Annotated in this window: 16 protein-coding genes; 3 read left to right on the plus strand and 13 right to left on the minus strand. The window is 33.1% G+C overall.

Annotated elements, in window-relative coordinates; genetic code table 11:
* Window positions 1-25: 25 nt before the first annotated feature.
* Window positions 26-1,006 carry a PLP-dependent cysteine synthase family protein gene (locus ACQ0RB_RS00595; RefSeq protein ID WP_430495815.1) on the minus strand — a complete coding sequence of 327 codons (981 nt, stop codon included), beginning with the start codon at window positions 1,004-1,006 and terminating at the stop codon, window positions 26-28.
* Between the two features lie 221 nt (window positions 1,007-1,227).
* On the opposite strand from ACQ0RB_RS00595, the gene ACQ0RB_RS00600 reads away from it, so the two are divergent.
* Window positions 1,228-1,446, plus strand: a complete 219-nt coding sequence (locus ACQ0RB_RS00600) for a hypothetical protein (RefSeq protein WP_430495816.1) — start codon at window positions 1,228-1,230, stop codon at window positions 1,444-1,446.
* A 49-nt stretch (window positions 1,447-1,495) separates the two neighbouring features.
* On the opposite strand, the gene ACQ0RB_RS00605 is transcribed toward ACQ0RB_RS00600, so the two are convergent.
* Window positions 1,496-2,734, minus strand: a complete 1,239-nt coding sequence (locus ACQ0RB_RS00605; RefSeq protein ID WP_430495817.1) for an ABC transporter permease — start codon at window positions 2,732-2,734, stop codon at window positions 1,496-1,498.
* Window positions 2,735-2,743: 9 nt separating this feature from the next.
* On the opposite strand from ACQ0RB_RS00605, the gene ACQ0RB_RS00610 reads away from it, so the two are divergent.
* A complete protein-coding gene (locus tag ACQ0RB_RS00610; protein WP_430495818.1) occupies window positions 2,744-3,991 on the plus strand; it encodes an exo-beta-N-acetylmuramidase NamZ family protein in 1,248 nt (415 codons plus the stop codon).
* On the opposite strand, the gene ACQ0RB_RS00615 is transcribed toward ACQ0RB_RS00610, so the two are convergent.
* From ACQ0RB_RS00615 to ACQ0RB_RS00635, 5 genes are all read right to left on the minus strand, one after another.
* The gene (locus ACQ0RB_RS00615) at window positions 3,988-4,392 is read right to left on the minus strand and encodes a hypothetical protein (RefSeq protein ID WP_430495819.1); all 405 of its coding nucleotides are present in this window, start codon (window positions 4,390-4,392) and stop codon (window positions 3,988-3,990) included. The genes ACQ0RB_RS00610 and ACQ0RB_RS00615 overlap by 4 nt on opposite strands.
* A 174-nt stretch (window positions 4,393-4,566) precedes the next feature.
* Complete coding sequence (locus ACQ0RB_RS00620; RefSeq protein ID WP_430495820.1) at window positions 4,567-5,394, minus strand: glycerophosphodiester phosphodiesterase family protein; 828 nt, start codon at window positions 5,392-5,394, stop codon at window positions 4,567-4,569.
* Window positions 5,395-5,428: 34 nt separating this feature from the next.
* A complete protein-coding gene (locus tag ACQ0RB_RS00625; protein WP_430495821.1) occupies window positions 5,429-6,274 on the minus strand; it encodes a sterol desaturase family protein in 846 nt (281 codons plus the stop codon).
* Window positions 6,275-6,291: 17 nt separating this feature from the next.
* On the minus strand, window positions 6,292-7,119 hold the full coding sequence (locus ACQ0RB_RS00630) for a thioredoxin family protein (RefSeq protein WP_262731980.1): 828 nt from the start codon (window positions 7,117-7,119) through the stop codon (window positions 6,292-6,294).
* Window positions 7,120-7,186: 67 nt separating this feature from the next.
* On the minus strand, window positions 7,187-7,681 hold the full coding sequence (locus ACQ0RB_RS00635; RefSeq protein ID WP_430495822.1) for a YkgJ family cysteine cluster protein: 495 nt from the start codon (window positions 7,679-7,681) through the stop codon (window positions 7,187-7,189).
* Window positions 7,682-7,807: 126 nt separating this feature from the next.
* Between ACQ0RB_RS00635 and ACQ0RB_RS00640 the strand changes: the two genes are divergently transcribed.
* Complete coding sequence (locus ACQ0RB_RS00640; protein ID WP_430495823.1) at window positions 7,808-8,503, plus strand: class I SAM-dependent methyltransferase; 696 nt, start codon at window positions 7,808-7,810, stop codon at window positions 8,501-8,503.
* Window positions 8,504-8,550: 47 nt separating this feature from the next.
* Here ACQ0RB_RS00640 and ACQ0RB_RS00645 read toward each other — a convergent pair whose 3' ends face one another.
* From ACQ0RB_RS00645 to ACQ0RB_RS00670, 6 genes are all read right to left on the minus strand, one after another.
* On the minus strand, window positions 8,551-8,838 hold the full coding sequence (locus ACQ0RB_RS00645) for a type II toxin-antitoxin system RelE/ParE family toxin (protein ID WP_129759081.1): 288 nt from the start codon (window positions 8,836-8,838) through the stop codon (window positions 8,551-8,553).
* The gene (locus ACQ0RB_RS00650) at window positions 8,831-9,070 is read right to left on the minus strand and encodes a ribbon-helix-helix domain-containing protein (RefSeq protein ID WP_129759082.1); all 240 of its coding nucleotides are present in this window, start codon (window positions 9,068-9,070) and stop codon (window positions 8,831-8,833) included. Before ACQ0RB_RS00650 ends, ACQ0RB_RS00645 begins: the two co-directional genes overlap by 8 nt.
* 174 nt (window positions 9,071-9,244) lie before the next feature.
* Window positions 9,245-9,712 carry a hypothetical protein gene (locus ACQ0RB_RS00655; RefSeq protein ID WP_430495824.1) on the minus strand — a complete coding sequence of 156 codons (468 nt, stop codon included), beginning with the start codon at window positions 9,710-9,712 and terminating at the stop codon, window positions 9,245-9,247.
* Window positions 9,713-9,754: 42 nt separating this feature from the next.
* Window positions 9,755-11,371 (minus strand): amidohydrolase, encoded by a 1,617-nt coding sequence (locus tag ACQ0RB_RS00660; RefSeq protein ID WP_430495825.1) that lies wholly within the window; start codon window positions 11,369-11,371, stop codon window positions 9,755-9,757.
* A gap of 79 nt (window positions 11,372-11,450) precedes the next feature.
* Window positions 11,451-13,181 (minus strand): TonB-dependent receptor, encoded by a 1,731-nt coding sequence (locus ACQ0RB_RS00665; RefSeq protein ID WP_430495826.1) that lies wholly within the window; start codon window positions 13,179-13,181, stop codon window positions 11,451-11,453.
* Between the two features lie 32 nt (window positions 13,182-13,213).
* On the minus strand, window positions 13,214-16,234 hold the full coding sequence (locus ACQ0RB_RS00670; protein ID WP_430495827.1) for a tetratricopeptide repeat protein: 3,021 nt from the start codon (window positions 16,232-16,234) through the stop codon (window positions 13,214-13,216).
* Window positions 16,235-16,242: the final 8 nt, after the last annotated feature.

The following is a 16,242-nucleotide window of genomic DNA, read 5'->3' on the forward strand; positions in this document are numbered from 1 at the left end:
CATGCTTCAAATAAAAACAGGCTATTTAATCAATATAGCCCATTTTTTTCATCCAATCGTTATTAAACATTTTACCAACATATCTGCTACCATGGTCATGAAACAACACCACAACAACATCGTCTTTAGTAAAATGGTCTTTAAGTTGCAACAAACCTTTTATAGCTGCTCCAGCAGAATTACCCAAAAACATCCCTTCTTCTTTTGCTAAAAGCTGAGTGTAAACTGCAGCATCTTTATCGGTTACTTTTGTAAAACCATCAATTATTGAGAAATCTACATTTTCAGGTAAAATATCTTCACCAATACCTTCAGTTACATAAGGATAAATCTCGTTTTCGTCAAAAATTCCTGTTTCATGGTATTTTTTAAAGACACTTCCATAGGTATCAATTCCCCAAACCTTTACCTCTGGGTTTTGCTCTTTTAAATATTTCCCAACACCTGAAATAGTTCCTCCTGTTCCAACTCCAACCACAAAATGAGTAACTTTTCCATCGGTTTGTTTCCATATTTCAGGACCAGTACTTTCATAATGTGCTTTTGCATTACTTGGATTATCATACTGATTAACATACCATGAGTTTGGTGTTTCTTGCGACAAACGTTTAGACACCGAATAGTAACTTCTTGGATCATCTGGAGCAACATCAGTAGGACAAACCACAACCTCAGCACCAACAGCTCTAAGAATATCCATTTTTTCTTTGGATTGTTTATCGCTAATTACAAAAATGCATTTGTAACCTTTTACAATTGCTGCTAATGCTAAACCCATTCCTGTATTTCCTGAGGTACCTTCAATAATAGTTCCTCCTGATTTTAAACGACCATCAGCCTCAGCATCTTCAATCATTTTTAAAGCCATACGATCTTTTACAGAGTTACCAGGATTAAATGTTTCGTATTTAGCCAATACCAAACATGGCAATTCTTGAGTAAGTTTATTGAGTTTTACCAATGGTGTATTACCAATGGTTTCTAGTATATTTTTAGCGTAGTCCATATTCTTATTTTACTCTGCAAAAGTAGCAAAAAGCATGAGTATAGTTTTATAAAAAGCAAAAGATTCGTAATTGTTTAACGATGTTATACGTATTTCAACTTTAAGGTTTTTCAGTTAATCCCTTTTTTTATAAAAAACATCGAAAAAACTACAAATCAATTAGTTATAACAAAAATTTACAATTAATATTACTTTGTTATTAACCCAAAAATACAATGATTATGAAATCAAAAACTTTTCTTTTCACTACTCTATTAATTGGTATGCTTGCTGGCTTTTCAGCTATTAAAGTAGATGTTTGCCATAATGTAAACAACAACCCTCACACTATTAATATTGCGCTTCCGGCAGCAGTAGCTCACTTAATACAACATGAAGGTGACTCATTAGGAACTTGTAAAGATGCACAAAAAGACGATGAAGTACTAGAAAACAAATAGTTAACTCATTTTTAAAAAAGGCTTTAAGTTTTTCACTTAAAGCCTTTTTTTATTCAAACCTAATTGCTTTTACAGGAGCTATTTTTGAGATAATTACAGATGGCACCAACAACATAAGTAAACAGACTACAAACGTGCCAATGTTTAATAACAAAATGTAATCTAAACTTATATATACAGGAATGGTAGACACGTAATACTCTTCAGGATTTGGAAACTTAAGTAACCCAAAGTAGTGTTGCGCAAAAAGCAAAGACAATCCTATAAGATTTCCCCAAAACAAACCTAAACCAATTAAGTATGTAGCATTGTACAAAAACACTTTTCTAATACTCCAGTTACTACTTCCAAGCGCTTTTAAAACTCCTATCATTTGTGTACGTTCTAGAATAAGCACCAATAAAGCAGTAATCATATTAATTCCTGCAACCAAAATCATGATACCAATTATTCCGTAGGTATTGTTATCAAAAATTTTAATCCACTCAAAAATGGACAAAAACTTTCGAGTTACTGTTTGTGTATCAAGATTTGAAGGCGTTATTTTAAAAATCTCCCTTCCTTTTTCATCTAATTGTGAATAATCATCAATAAAGACTTCAAAATTCCCAACCTCATCAGGTTTCCATTTATTGAGTCGTTGCACATGTTTTAAGTCGCCAATAACAAAAGTTTTGTCAAACTCTTGAAATCCTGAATTGTAAATTCCAACTATTTTAAAGGCTCTTATATTTGGTATTTGATTAATGTCTTCTTTAGCAAAAACGGTTTGAAATGTATCGTTCAGTTTTAACTTCAACCTATTGGCTAAATACGAAGAAATCAATACTTCATTACTCATTGATTCACCAAAATTTGGCAACTCACCTTCAACTAAAAATTCTTTAAGGTAATTCCAATCGTACTCTCTTCCTACTCCTTTATAAACTACACCTTCAAAATCAGTTTCGGTCCTAATAACACCAAACTTTTTAGCCACTGCCTGAATGTGCTTTACGCCTTCAACCTGATTAAAATTTGGATAAAACTCTTGATTGGTAGAAATTGGAGTTTCAGACTCGTCAGACACATTGGTGTCGTAATTGGTAATTATCACATGACCATTAAACGCTACAATTTTATCTCTAACCTTTTGTTGTAAGCCCAAACCAGTAGCAATAGCAATTAGCATCACTACAATACCAATAGCAATTGCTGTGATTCCTATTTTTATAATTGGAGCCGAAACACTACTTTTATACGTTTTACTACCAATAATACGTTTTGCTAAAAAAAACTCGTAATTCAAAATAAAAATATGCGATTAAAGGTCCTCAAAAATACGGTTTTATTATTTGTTTTAATAGGAATTTCATGCGGAAGTGGAGCCAAGTCTGAAGATAAAGAACAAAGCTCTAATGAGATGCTTGGACATGCTCAGCATGACGATGCTAATATTGTAGTTGGAGCAAATCAAACCGAAGCTTATCTAGACATACTTAAAAGTAAAAGCGTAGGTATTGTGGCTAATCAAACTTCGGTGATTTTTAAAGACACCAAAACGCAAGACCAATACACGCATTTGGTAGATTCTTTATTAGCCAAAAACATCAACATTAAAGCTGTTTATGCTCCTGAACATGGTTTTAGAGGAACTGCAAGTGCTGGAGAACTCATAAAAGATGGTGTTGACACCAAAACCAACTTACCTATTATTTCATTGTATGGTAATAATAAAAAACCATCTGCAGAGCAACTTGAAGGCATAGACATTATGATTTTTGACATACAAGATGTTGGTGCTCGCTTTTACACTTACATTTCAACATTGCATTACGTCATGGAAGCTTGTGCCGAACTGGACATTCCTGTTTTAATTTTAGATAGACCAAACCCAAACGGACATTATACTGATGGTCCTATTTTAGAACCTGAGCATAAAAGTTTTGTTGGTATGCATCCTGTACCTGTTGTACACGGAATGACCATTGGTGAATATGCTAAAATGATTAATGGCGAACAATGGCTCAATAATGGTATTCAATGTGAGCTTACTATTATTCCTGTTAAAAATTACACTCACAAAACACCATACAGCTTGCCTATAGCACCTTCGCCTAATTTACCAAGTGACAAAGCCATAAACCTGTATCCTAGTCTTTGCTTTTTTGAAGGCACTAATGTGAGTGCTGGTAGAGGAACTCCAAAACCCTTTGAAATTTACGGAAGCCCTTATCTTGACAAAGAGGTGTATACTTTTAAATTTTTACCTCAACCTAATGAAGGTGCTAAATACCCAAAACACGAAGGTATGCTATGTTTTGGTGAAGACTTAAGTGGCAAAGATCATTTAAGCCGATTAGATTTAAACTACTTAATAGAAGCCTATAACAACACAATAGACAAACCTATTTTCTTCAACGATTTCTTTACAAAACTTGCTGGTACTACTGAATTACGAAAGCAAATTGAAAACAAACTCACTGCTTACGAGATTAAAAAAACTTGGGTTAGAGGTTTAAAAGCCTATGATGAAATGCGTAAACCGTATATAATTTACAACTAGTCTTTTTTACTTTCAATAGCAGTTATTTTTATATTACCATCGCTAATTGGTTTTGGTCTATCGTGAAGTATTTTTATAACAAATATGATTTTTAATGGTGATTGATCAACCACAAACATATGTTTTCCTTTACTAAGATGTTTTAAGGATACTTTAAACTCGTTTGTGCCAGCATAAGTATCAATTTCGCGTTTGTACTCTTTATTTATAGAATACACATACGTAATTTTTTTATCGCCTTTAAGAATTAAAGTGTCTTTGGTTTTGTTAAGCTCGTGATATAAGCCGTTTGCTCTGTAGTTATTGTTCTTTTCGAGCAATGCAAAGTCTTTTTGACCGTAGTTTTTTTGTGCAGCAAGCCCAATAAATGAAGCTATTACAAACCTGCGATATTTTCCCATAAAAAAATACTATTAGTTACAACTAATATTGAATTAATAGCTTTTAAATTTTTGTAATACCCTCGTTATAAATCTATATGGATTATTTTTTATAACCCTAAAAAATCTATGAACGGTAAAAAAATAGGAATAATCAGTAAAAAATTTCGATGAAGCACTTCAAAATAAGAATTTTCAATCATTTAAAATTCCAATAAGCACATCTGGATAATCAGTAATAATACTATTTACACCATAAGAAATTACAGTATGCATGTCTTCCTTTTCATTAACTGTCCAAGGAATAATACTATACCCTTCTTTTTGGTATTGAGCAACCACATCTTTAGTCAGTAATTGAAAATACGGACTAATAATTTCTGGTTTAAAACTCAACGCGTTTAACTTATCAGCAATAACTTCGTTTTCATCAACCAATAAAGCTTGAGTCATACTTGGTGCTTGTCGTTTTATTTCTTCAAGTATTCTTATATCAAACGACTGTAAATTACAACGCTCTCCAATATTGTATTCATCAATCACTTTTAAGACTAAAGCAACATACTCTTTAGGCTCTGGTGTATAAATGTTGTCGTATTCTGGTTTTGCCTTTATTTCAATGTTATATCTAATCTCAGAATTTAAAGCATCGCTCAACTTAAATACTTCACTCAGCAACGGTTTGTGGGTTTTCATGTTTTTTTGCTGTGGAAATCTTGGGTGTTGCTTTGTACCACAATCAAACAGCTTAATGGAATCGTAATCCATTTCATAAAAATTAAACGCCAAATCCTGATTAATGGAAATCTCTTCTCCATTAGGTTTTAAGCAATAAAATCGACTCATAAATGGCTCATGAGATACAACAACTTGTTTGTCTTTAGAAATGGCTAAATCCAACTCTAGTGTGTTAACACCAAGCGCAACTGCTTTCTCAAAAGCTGGTAACGAATTTTCAGGAAGCAATCCTCTACAGCCTCTGTGACCTTGCACTCCTATTGTTGTGTTTGTATTGCAACTCATTGTAAACAGTAAAACTAATATGCAGAATACGTTTTTAACGTTGTTCATTTGAAGGTTTAATTGTTGGTTTTTTATACTTCTGAAAAGGTTGTGTCAATAAATTTGAAATTCGGCTGTTTTCAGCTTCATCAGGAAATACATCAACACCATACACAAGTTTATCTCTATCCAATTCCATATAAGTTCCTAAAAGTCTGTCCCAAATTGAAAAGATATTTCCGTAGTTAGAATCGGTATATGGCAACACATAATGATGATGCACTTTATGCATATCAGGAGATACAAAAAAGTAGCTTATCACTTTATCTACTCGTCTCGGTAATTTAATATTTGCATGCGTTAACTGTGTAAAAATAACTGAAAGCGATTGATACAAAAACACCAAAGCAATTGGTGTCCCAACAATAAAAACACCTAGCAAAGTAAAACTAAACCGAATAACACTCTCAATAGGATGATGTCTGTTACCTGTGGTAGTATCTACTTTATGATCGGTATGATGCACTAAATGCACCATCCACAAAGGCTTTACTTTATGCTCAACCAAATGTGCTAAATAGGCTCCAAAAAAGTCTAACAACATAACACCAAGTATTGAATATAACCATAAAGGCATTTCTGGTAGCCAATTGATAATACCAAAGTCGTTGTTTTTAACCCAATCGGCAGTTTTTAATAACAAAAATGCTAAACCGAAATTGATAACAATAGTGGTTAAGGTAAAAAAGAAATTAGGTAAGGCATGTTGCCATTTTTTATAATTAAATCGAAACAACGGAATTGCGCCTTCCAAAAGCCAAAACAAGGTAATACCTCCTACCAGCAATATACTTCTATGTAGAGAAGGTATGGTTTCAAAATAATTAATGATTTGTTCCATTAGCATGTATTACTCTTTTAATCTAAAAACAATAACGCTTTTTGCTTATCACTTTCTTCCATTTTCTCTTCCCAAATTGCTACTTCATCATCATTTAATTGTTTATGAATAGTGTAAGCAAGGAAATTATAAAGCGATGCATTTGATTCATCCAAATCATTTATCTCTATCTTATTCAGTTCTTTTAAAGCCCTTTTAGTCTTATCAAGTATAAGTAAGCTTTGTATTTCGTATAAATCGATTTTCTGTAAAAATCCATCTTTATTTTTTAACGAACTTTCTTTTAATTGCTTTTTAGACTCATCAAAATAATCATCAGAAACATTTAAAAAATCACTTTTTATTTCTTTATCCAGGCGCAATGCAAGATCTTGATACTTATAACCTAACCTAAATGCCGAAGAAAAACTTTCTTGCTTATAATAATTAACTAAATCCTTACTCAAAAACGATGTGTTTATAGCATATTTTTTTAACAAAACCATAAGTTGAGATTTAGTTTTATAACTCATATTTTTATAAACAACCTTTCCGTTTCCATCTAAAATAAAAACATATGGAATACCTCTAACATCATATTTCTCAGCTATATCAGGGTATTTATCAATATCTATTTTAACCGACACATAATTATCCATTAAAAGCTGTACTTCTTCTTTGCTCCAAGATTCTGAATCCATACGTTTACAAGGCCCACACCATGATGCCCAAAAATCAACAAGAACAAGCCTATTGGTTGTAATAGCCATTTTTTTTGCATCATCTAAAGAGTACATCCAATTATTAGAGTACATTAAATTAAACGTAAAAAAGAAAATCAATAATGTTAAGGTTAATCGTTTCATATTCTAAATTTTATAACATTAAATATATATCAAAAAATTCAAAATCAATAACTTACAAAAACTAGCATTACAATTTAATTCTTTTTTTCATTTCCTCCACAATATTGAATGCTGCAGGACAAATCGCTACATTTTTCATGGTAAGATTAGCAATTTGCTGAAACTTTTTTCTGTCAGTATGCGGAAACTCTCTACACGCCTTTGGTCTTACATCATAAATAGCACAATAATTATCAGCATCCAAAAACGTACAAGGTACACTCTGCAATACATAATCGTTATCTTCATCAATACGCAAATATTGGTCAATAAACTGAGAGGGCTTTAACCTAAAATGCTTTGCAATTCTATCAATGTCTTTATCAGTAAACAAAGGACCAGTTGTTTTACAACAATTAGCACATTGCAAGCAGTCGGTTTTTTCAAACTCATCTTCGTGTAGCTCCTGCATGATGTAGTCCAATTGTTTTGGTGGCTTTTTTTTAAGCTTGGTAAAGAAGGTTTTGTTTTCCTTATGCTTATCTTTGGCGAGCTTTGGGAGATTATTTATAACATCTTGCATAGTGTAAAAATACCTCTTTTGTCATTACGAAGGAAGAATGACTGAAGTAATCTTTTAAATTTCAACTTAAAACTAAAAGATTGCCACATCCAAACAAAAAGTTTGGATTCGCAATGAACTATTACTATGAAAGATATCTTTGGAAAAGCTTTACTGGATTATCAGAATAACAACTATTCTGAAGATATTATAACCTGGACCAATATTTCAGATGAAGATGAGCTTCCGCTTCCTTATCTGTTTAGGACTTATAAAGATATGCCTAAACTAGAGCAATACGCTTTGCAGCTTGCTAAAGGACATATTTTAGATGTAGGTTGTGGCGCAGGAAGCCATAGCTTGTATCTTCAAGAGAAAGGGTTTAGCGTAAAAGCTATAGATATCTCCAAAGGTGCTGTAAAAGTAGCTCAAGAACGTGGTGTAAACAATGTATCGCAAACTGCTATTTTAGATGTTACCGAAACGTTTGACACCATTTTATTACTTATGAATGGTACAGGAATTTTCCAACAGCTATCTCAGGTTGCCACTTATTTAAAGCATTTAAAATCGTTGTTAAATCCTAACGGACAAATTTTAATTGACTCCTCAGATATTTCATATATGTATGAGGACGACGATGGTGGTTTATGGATTGACACCAATGCCAACTACTTTGGTGAGTTGGACTATTTTTTAAGCTATAAAGGTGAAGAAGAACAACCTATGAAATGGTTGTATCTAGATTTTGACACACTAAAAACCGCTTGCAACACTTTGGGTTTACACTGTGAACTTCTTATGGAAGGTGAGCATTTTGATTATTTAGCGAGGATATATTAAAGAGATTAAAAGTTATTTAGGAACTAGCTTATAGTTTTTTAAGCCCATTATAGTTTTTCATTCAAATCTTGTCTTCCAACAATTGTAACTATTTCAACAACATTTTTATTGACTTTATAGAAAATACTATCAACTCCACACACGCAACGTCTGTATCCATTTTTTATATAGTCAACAGATTCAAAGGAAAAAGGGCGTTCTGCGATAATGTCAAAATATTCAAAAAAAGACTCAAAATATTTGTCCGCTTGGGTCATTCCGAATTTTTTAACTCCGTAATGGTGAATCCGAATCAAGTCATTTTTCGCTTCATTTGTCAGTTTGTATTTAGCCATTTAGCAAAGACTTTGATTCAGCTAAAATACTTTCTTTACTATCACTCGTAAATCCACTATTTTCAGCTTTTTCAATTTTAGCTCGAATCCAGTCAATTTGAACTTGCTGTTTTCGTGCTTGTCTAATCAAATCGTTAACTAATTCGCTTTTGCTAGAATATTCTTTACTGTCCACTTGAGCTTTTAACCATTCATCGTTCGGCTTTGTAAATGATATACTTTGTCTTGACATAATTTGTTTTTTTTGATGTAAATATACACCAAAAACGAATCACCTGCAAATTGTAGCCAACAGTTCGTATATGATTAGTTGAGTATTTTAAGTTACTAATTTAGGAAAAACTAATATAAATTCAGCGTGAGGATTTTCAGAAGTAGGCATTCAATAGCAATTATATACGTTGTTTTAAAACGTTTTTTCAATCAGTTTTTTTATGAAGTATTCCGAAACAACTATTTTTCGTTTGTGATACATTTTTCTTCTCTTTTCAGTCGTTTGATCTTTTAGTTTTAATCTGGTTCTTAAGTCAATATAAAATTCAGGTGGCTTTATACGAGAATAAGAGAAATTCCAATGCTTTATTTCGTGAATAAATTCCGTTCCATACTTCCTTAAAAATTTGTTTGCGTTAATTCCTTGAGTCAGCTTTTGAGTTGTTATTTTATCCGATTCTATTAAAATGTGTTTACCCTCTTTCGTTTCAAGGGTAACAATATTCTTTTCAGAGTTAATTTGGATTATTCTATGTGGTTTCCAAGTAAATATTTGTGATTGATTAATTCCTAAATTTTCATAGACTTCTGCTTGGACTTGTTTCCAACTAGGTCTTAAGTTAAAAAACTTTCTAATCGATATGTTTAGGGATTTTATCAAATGTTTTACTACTAGTTATCAATATTACTTTTTCTCTAATCCCTAACGTTTTACACCATCAACAAAGGTTTGCTCTACTTTTATGTTAGGAATATCATAAACATCAACTGTCATAATATCTTTATCCAAAACTATAAAATCGGCAAACTTTCCTATTTCAATACTACCTTTTTCGTGCTCTTCAAAATTAGAATAAGCTGCCCAAATAGTCATTCCTTTTAAGGCTTCCTCTCTGGTTAAGGCATCTTCTTTTTGAAAACCGTCTTTAGGAAATTGCTTTACATCTTGTCGTGATACTGCTGCATAAAATGTTAAAAACGGACTTACATGCTCCACAGGAAAATCGGTTCCTAATGCAATTTTACCATGTGCATTCAATAGTTGTTTGTAGGCATAAGCACCTTTTACACGTTCGTTGCCTAAACGTTGTTCTGCCCAATACATATCGCTAGTAGCATGTGTAGGTTGTACTGAAGGCACAATACTTTTATACATTTCAAAATCTTGCTGTGAAACTACCTGAGCATGTTCTACTCGCCAGCGTTTGTCTGGTTTGTTTTGTAATACTTTATTGTAAATAGTCAACACTGCATGATTAGCTGAATCGCCAATAGCATGCGTGTTCATTTGATATTCAGAATTTGAAATACGTTGTGCCAACGCATCCAAATCGTTAATTGAAGTAGTTAACAGTCCGTATTTTTGAGGTTGGTCAGTATAAGGTTGACGCAATAGTGCACCATGCGATCCTAAAGCACCATCAGCATAGACCTTAAATGACCTTACGTTTAATTTATTGGTTTTATAAACTCCTTTTTTTAAGTAATAATCTACCGCTAATGTATTTTTAGCAGACACCATAGCATACACTCTCATATTGAGTTCACCTAACTGTTGTAAACTATCAATAATTTCAATGCTTTCTCTGCTTAAACCTGCATCATCAACTGTGGTCAATCCGTAATCAAAACAAATGTCTTGAGCTGCTAAAAGTGCTTTAGCGATTTCAGTTTTGGTAGGTTGTGGCCAATGTTTTAATACCAAAGCTTGTGCGTTATCGAGTAAAATTCCTGTTGGCTTTCCGTTGTTTAATGCAACTTCTCCACCATCAACTTTAGTATTTGCTGTAATGTTACCCAATTTTAAAGCCGCTTCATTACATAATGCTGAGTGACCATCTACTCGTCTTAGTAGTATTGGTGTATCAGGAAATAGCTTAGACAATAGTACATTATCTGGTACTGTTTTGTCGTCCCAATCGGTTTCGTCCCAACCTCTTCCTAAAATATAATCGACGTTATTTTTGTTACTGAAGTCCAAAACACGTTTCATCATGTCTTCAAAACTCGTCGTCCCAACAAGATCAACTTGTTGCTCGTTGAGTCCTAAACCTAAAAAGTGACAATGCGCATCAATAAATCCAGGTACAATTGTCTTTCCATTAGCATCAACAGTATTTTCAGAAGTATATTTAGAATTTACCTCAGCGTTGGTTCCTACAGCAATAAACTTTCCATCTTTAATTGCAAATGCTTGTACTTTAGTAAAGCTGTCATCAACAGTATAGACGTTTGCATTGGTAACAATTGTATCTACTTGCTCTTTATTTTGACAAGACAAACAAATAGCAAGTATTAAAAGGAGGTATAAATTTTTCATTTGGTAATAGTTAGTTTACTGTAAAAATAAAAAAAGCGCTCTAAAAAGAACGCTTTTACTATAATTTGTAATGTCTTGATTAAAAATCAAATTGATAGGTAGCTCCACCTAACACCTGAATGCCTTGTACTGGGAAATTCATCCAGCGCTGGTAATCGTTATTTGCAATATTATTTGCCTTAACAAATACCGACAATCTATCAGTAACTCTATAACCTACATGTGCATTTGCATCAAAATAGCTATCTAAAGCTACAGTTACAGGACTTGTTGGCACAAGTGTTCCTTCTTCATAAAACAGGTCTTTTCTTTCGCCAACAAAAAACAATCCTGCTCCAGCAAACCAGTTGTCGTCTATTTGATAATCTAAAAATAATGATCCTTTAATATCTGGTAAGTTCCACGCTTCAGATTGTGTATCAGTACTGTAATTAAAATATTCGGCTTTTATACCAAGGTTAAAGTTTCTATTTATATCAACATTTAATTCTCCTGCAACCGATAATGTGTTAACATCGTCATACACGATACCATACGAGTTACCATATTGATAATCTTCGGTAGCTCCTCCCAACACACTGTTTGACATAAACATCGCTTTGTTTCTATCAGCAAAATAACGTCCACTAATATTATAACTCATGCTATTGGATAATTTTCCTTTTAAACCTACTGAAGCATTGTATTGCTGATCAGTTGGCGCAATAAACAATGTAGGCGACACAAAAGGATTTTCGTTAGCAAAATCATAGTACGAGTTTTGTATCAAACCGCCTTCAATTCCACCATAAGCAATAAGTATTTCATCAACCAATCGGTAGCTTGCAGTAATATTTGGATAAATGTAAAACTTGTTATCACTAAACTCTGTATCATTAAGATATACCAAGTTAACACCTAAGTTTACGGTAAGGTCATCTTGCTTTAACTGATAGCTTGGAGCAATTCCAAAATTGATATTTCCATATTTTATAGCATCTTCGGTGTAGAAATTTCTATCAAACTCGCCACCAATATAATCGATAGTTACTTCGGTTTTTATTTCTTCTCCTCTAATTGGAACTGTAAATTCAGAAGACGCAACAAACCTGTTTTCACCAGAATCCTGATCGTCACCAAAACGTCTAAACCTTACTTTTAGGTTATCGATAATAGCATCTTCAAAGTTTAATTTACCTCCAAAATGAACATTGTAAAACGAATGCCCTTCGTTAATCATATCAGCTGTAGTTTCATCAAACAACGGTTGTGGCAATCCATACCAATTGTAAGTTTGAAGTCCAAAACCTGCATCAACAGTCCAAGACATATCACGCAATTGCTTACTGAAATTGGCATTAAGATTGGTGTTTGAAAAATTGTCGTCCAATAACAAACCATCAATACCACCTTGTGATGAATGATGGCTTAAGTAACCACCTACTCGTTCTGTTCTATTTAGTGCATGGTTTAAATACACTTCACCTAAAATAGTAGTGTAAGTTCCAAAACCTAAAGACGCATAATTATCATACAATTTTATAGGTTTAGCTTTATCAACTGTTGCTGCTTTTCCTTTGGCAGGTGTAAATGTTGAAGCTACAGGAATAGAGAAAATATTGTATTTAACGTCCTTTTTTTGTGCAGTAGTTGAATCGTTTAAAGTTGGTGTTTTCTTAATTTTAAACGCGTCAGAAATTGTTGGAGTATAAGGTTTCACAACATTTACCACATCTGTATCGATAGTATCCGTTTCACGTTCTTGTGAAAACCCATTACTTGCAACTACTAGAAATGCTAAAGTGATTATATATTTTATTTGATTTTGCATAGGAATTGTTTTAATTGAAATCAACAAGGATTTTAATTTTCAGATTGAATTGATGAATTGGTTTTAGCTTCTTCAGCTTTGATTCTATTAAGCTCGCCTTGTGCTTCACTAACTACATCATCAAACTCAGCAAAGTTTTTAATAACACTTTCTAAAATGTATGTAGCTTGAAATGCATCTTTAAGTGCATAAAAGTTTTTTGCCATTATAACCAAGCCTTTTGCACTGTAATATTTGTAGCTAGAATAATCTTTTGCTAGTTTTTGAACCGTTGTATTAGACGACTGATAGTTGCCTTCTTTATGTTTAAAGTAAGCGTTGTAATACAATGCTTCGGCAGCTAATGCTCCTGTAGCTATGCTTTCAACTTTTGCATAAGCCAATTTTGCTTTAGCCTCATCTCCTGTTTTAATTGCAGAACGCGCAATGATAATTTGAGCGTCACTTTTTACTTTATTATCAATTTTAGAATTTTCTAAAACTCTTTCAGCATAGGCAACCGCTTCCTGATAGTTTTCTAATTGATAGTACGCGTTCATAAGGTTTGATTGCGCATAGGTAATGTTTTGAGGATAATCGGCTTCGGTTTCTAAACGCTTTAATAAAGGAACTGCTTTATCCCAATTAGAAGTGTTTAAATAGGTTTCAGATAACTTCACAATAGCTTGTTCGGTATATTCGCCTCTTGGTTTAGCAACTACATACTCATAATGTGGACGCGCATTTTCAGGCAAATCCTGTTTAGTATATAATTCAGCTAAATAAAAATGAGATTTAAGCGCATGCATTCCGTTAGGGAATTCATTTAAATAATTATTGAACTGTTTTACCGCTTTTTGCACGTTGTTGTCAAGGTATTGCTTCTCAGCAGCCAAATAGGTAGTGTTATCTAATTCGGCATCAGTAACATCAATATAATCAAGCGTTTTTACCCAAGACGCATACTCATCTACGCGACCTAAATCGATATAAATTAAACGTGCAGTAGACACTGCTTGTACTGCTTCTTCGGAATTTGGATAGTCTCTTGCTACTTGTTTAAATTTAGCCAAAGCACGCTCGTTGTCATTTTCATTGTAATACGACAACCCTTGACGCAACAAGGATTTTGAGATAAATACCGAATTTTTATACTCAGCATTTAACCTGTCATACATTTGCATTGCTTTGCTAGTGTTGTTTGCTTTTACGTATGAATTTGCTAGCTCGTACATAGCATCATCTCGTAAAGACGATTTTGGGTACCCATTGATAAAGGATTCTAACTCTTCAATTTTCTTTGAAGCTTGCCCAACATAACCATAACTCATTGCCTTTTGAAAATATGGGTAGTCCGATTCAATCTCGTTAATTTCGATAGCCTTATTGTAAGAACTAATTGCGTTGTTATAATCGGTAGATACAAAATAGCCATCACCAAGCCTTAAGTAAGCATCGTTTACTCTTAGTTTATCATCGCTATTGGTATTGATGAACTTTTGAAAATGCTCACTAGCTTTCCTGTAGTTTTTAAGTTTGAAATAGGTATACGCAAGATTATAGTCGATGTTTTCAATTTCAGGTGTTGTAGCAGATTCTGCATCTTGCTGAAACTGTTTTAAGCCAACTAAAGCATCGTTGTAGTTGGTTAAATGATAATCTGTTTCTGCTTTCCAAAATGTAGCTCGCGCAGTAAATTTTGGGTCTTTAGCCTCTTCAATCGACTTTTCAAAAAGTGCTCGAGCTTCGTTATAATTTATAGTGTTATACACTTCAATTCCTCTGTAAAACGCTACTTTTTGATAAGCAACTCTGTTTTCAAAACTTCGCTTACCTTCTAATAGTTTTAGAGCTTCCTCGTAATTTTTTGAAGTAATGTATGAGTCAATCAACAGGGTTTCAATTTCCTCTTTGTAACCTGTATCAGGATATTTATTCAGATAACCAGTTAAAACTTGTGGAACCGATTGGTAAGGGTTTCCTATTTCATAACTTATTTTAGCATAGTTTAACCAAGCATCTTCCTGAATTTTTAAATCAAAATCCATTTGAGAGGCATTTCTAAAGGCATTTAAAGCTTCTTGTTTTTTGTCTAAGTTAATGTAGCTTTCTCCTAAATGGTAATAGGCGTTTTGAGCAACACTGTTATTTCCTCCTATAATTTTATTGAATTCTGAAATGGCTTTTTCAAAATCGTTTTGCTTGTAATAAGCATATCCTAGTTGGTAGTAATCTGTATTATTCCATTTTCCACGTTTGCCTTTATAGGCTTGTAGATAAGGAATTGCTTCAGTGTACTGTTCTAAATTAAAGTAACTTTCTCCTATAATTTTTGAAAGTTCAGACACTTCATTGTCGTCACTATTTGGTAATTGTTCTTTAGCAAGTGAAATGGCTTTTTCAAAATTTCCTAGTTTGAAATTTAAATCGGCTTGGTAATACGATAGTTTCTCTTTGTATTTTTCTTCATCACTTACTTGATCAAAATACTCGTTTGCAGTATCATAATCGTCACCTTCGTAAGCCATAAACCCAATATAATACTTAGCTTGCGAGCCATATTCTTCAGAATTCACAACTCTATTTAAATATTTTTGGGCTGAAGTTTCGTTGTCTGTAGAATATAAAGCGTAGCCGTAATTAAAGTTAAATCGGTCTCTTTCAGAACGCGCTATACTGTTTTCATCTACCTTTTCGTACCATTTTCTTGCATACGCATATTTTGCATTATCGAAATAGTAATCTGCTACATCTAAGAATGCTGTATTTCGTTTTGTACTCGTTGGGTAAGTGTCTACAAAATCTTGAATTAAATCGTCGGCATTTTGCTGATTTAAACGCACTGCACAATTTGCTATATAATAGGCACAGTTAGACTCTACCTGCTCGTCTTGGGTTTCATCTTTAATTTGGTCAAACGCTGATTGTGCTGCTTGGTACTGCTTGTTATTATAAAGCGTTAAGGCTTTTTGATACGCTACTAAATCGTTAGTATAGGTTGCCGATTGTTGCGCTTGTATGTATACGTTTAGCATTAGAAAACTTACTAATACTACTAATTTACTATTAGTCATTAAGTTCG

The sequence above is a fragment of the Gaetbulibacter sp. PBL-D1 genome (assembly GCF_050509525.1).
GTDB lineage: Bacteria > Bacteroidota > Bacteroidia > Flavobacteriales > Flavobacteriaceae > Gaetbulibacter_B > Gaetbulibacter_B jejuensis.

Excerpts from the sequence above, each read along its gene's own strand:
- ACQ0RB_RS00625 (WP_430495821.1), bottom strand. The coding sequence starts at position 6,274 with ATGGAACAAATCATTAATTATTTTGAAACCATACCTTCTCTACATAGA.
- ACQ0RB_RS00660 (WP_430495825.1), bottom strand. The coding sequence starts at position 11,371 with ATGAAAAATTTATACCTCCTTTTAATACTTGCTATTTGTTTGTCTTGT.
- ACQ0RB_RS00640 (WP_430495823.1), top strand. The coding sequence starts at position 7,808 with ATGAAAGATATCTTTGGAAAAGCTTTACTGGATTATCAGAATAACAAC.
- ACQ0RB_RS00630 (WP_262731980.1), bottom strand. The coding sequence starts at position 7,119 with ATGAAACGATTAACCTTAACATTATTGATTTTCTTTTTTACGTTTAAT.
- ACQ0RB_RS00665 (WP_430495826.1), bottom strand. The coding sequence starts at position 13,181 with ATGCAAAATCAAATAAAATATATAATCACTTTAGCATTTCTAGTAGTT.
- ACQ0RB_RS00615 (WP_430495819.1), bottom strand. The coding sequence starts at position 4,392 with ATGGGAAAATATCGCAGGTTTGTAATAGCTTCATTTATTGGGCTTGCT.
- ACQ0RB_RS00600 (WP_430495816.1), top strand. The coding sequence starts at position 1,228 with ATGAAATCAAAAACTTTTCTTTTCACTACTCTATTAATTGGTATGCTT.
- ACQ0RB_RS00595 (WP_430495815.1), bottom strand. The coding sequence starts at position 1,006 with ATGGACTACGCTAAAAATATACTAGAAACCATTGGTAATACACCATTG.
- ACQ0RB_RS00670 (WP_430495827.1), bottom strand. The coding sequence starts at position 16,234 with ATGACTAATAGTAAATTAGTAGTATTAGTAAGTTTTCTAATGCTAAAC.
- ACQ0RB_RS00645 (WP_129759081.1), bottom strand. The coding sequence starts at position 8,838 with ATGGCTAAATACAAACTGACAAATGAAGCGAAAAATGACTTGATTCGG.
- ACQ0RB_RS00650 (WP_129759082.1), bottom strand. The coding sequence starts at position 9,070 with ATGTCAAGACAAAGTATATCATTTACAAAGCCGAACGATGAATGGTTA.
- ACQ0RB_RS00635 (WP_430495822.1), bottom strand. The coding sequence starts at position 7,681 with ATGCAAGATGTTATAAATAATCTCCCAAAGCTCGCCAAAGATAAGCAT.
- ACQ0RB_RS00610 (WP_430495818.1), top strand. The coding sequence starts at position 2,744 with ATGCGATTAAAGGTCCTCAAAAATACGGTTTTATTATTTGTTTTAATA.
- ACQ0RB_RS00620 (WP_430495820.1), bottom strand. The coding sequence starts at position 5,394 with ATGAGTTGCAATACAAACACAACAATAGGAGTGCAAGGTCACAGAGGC.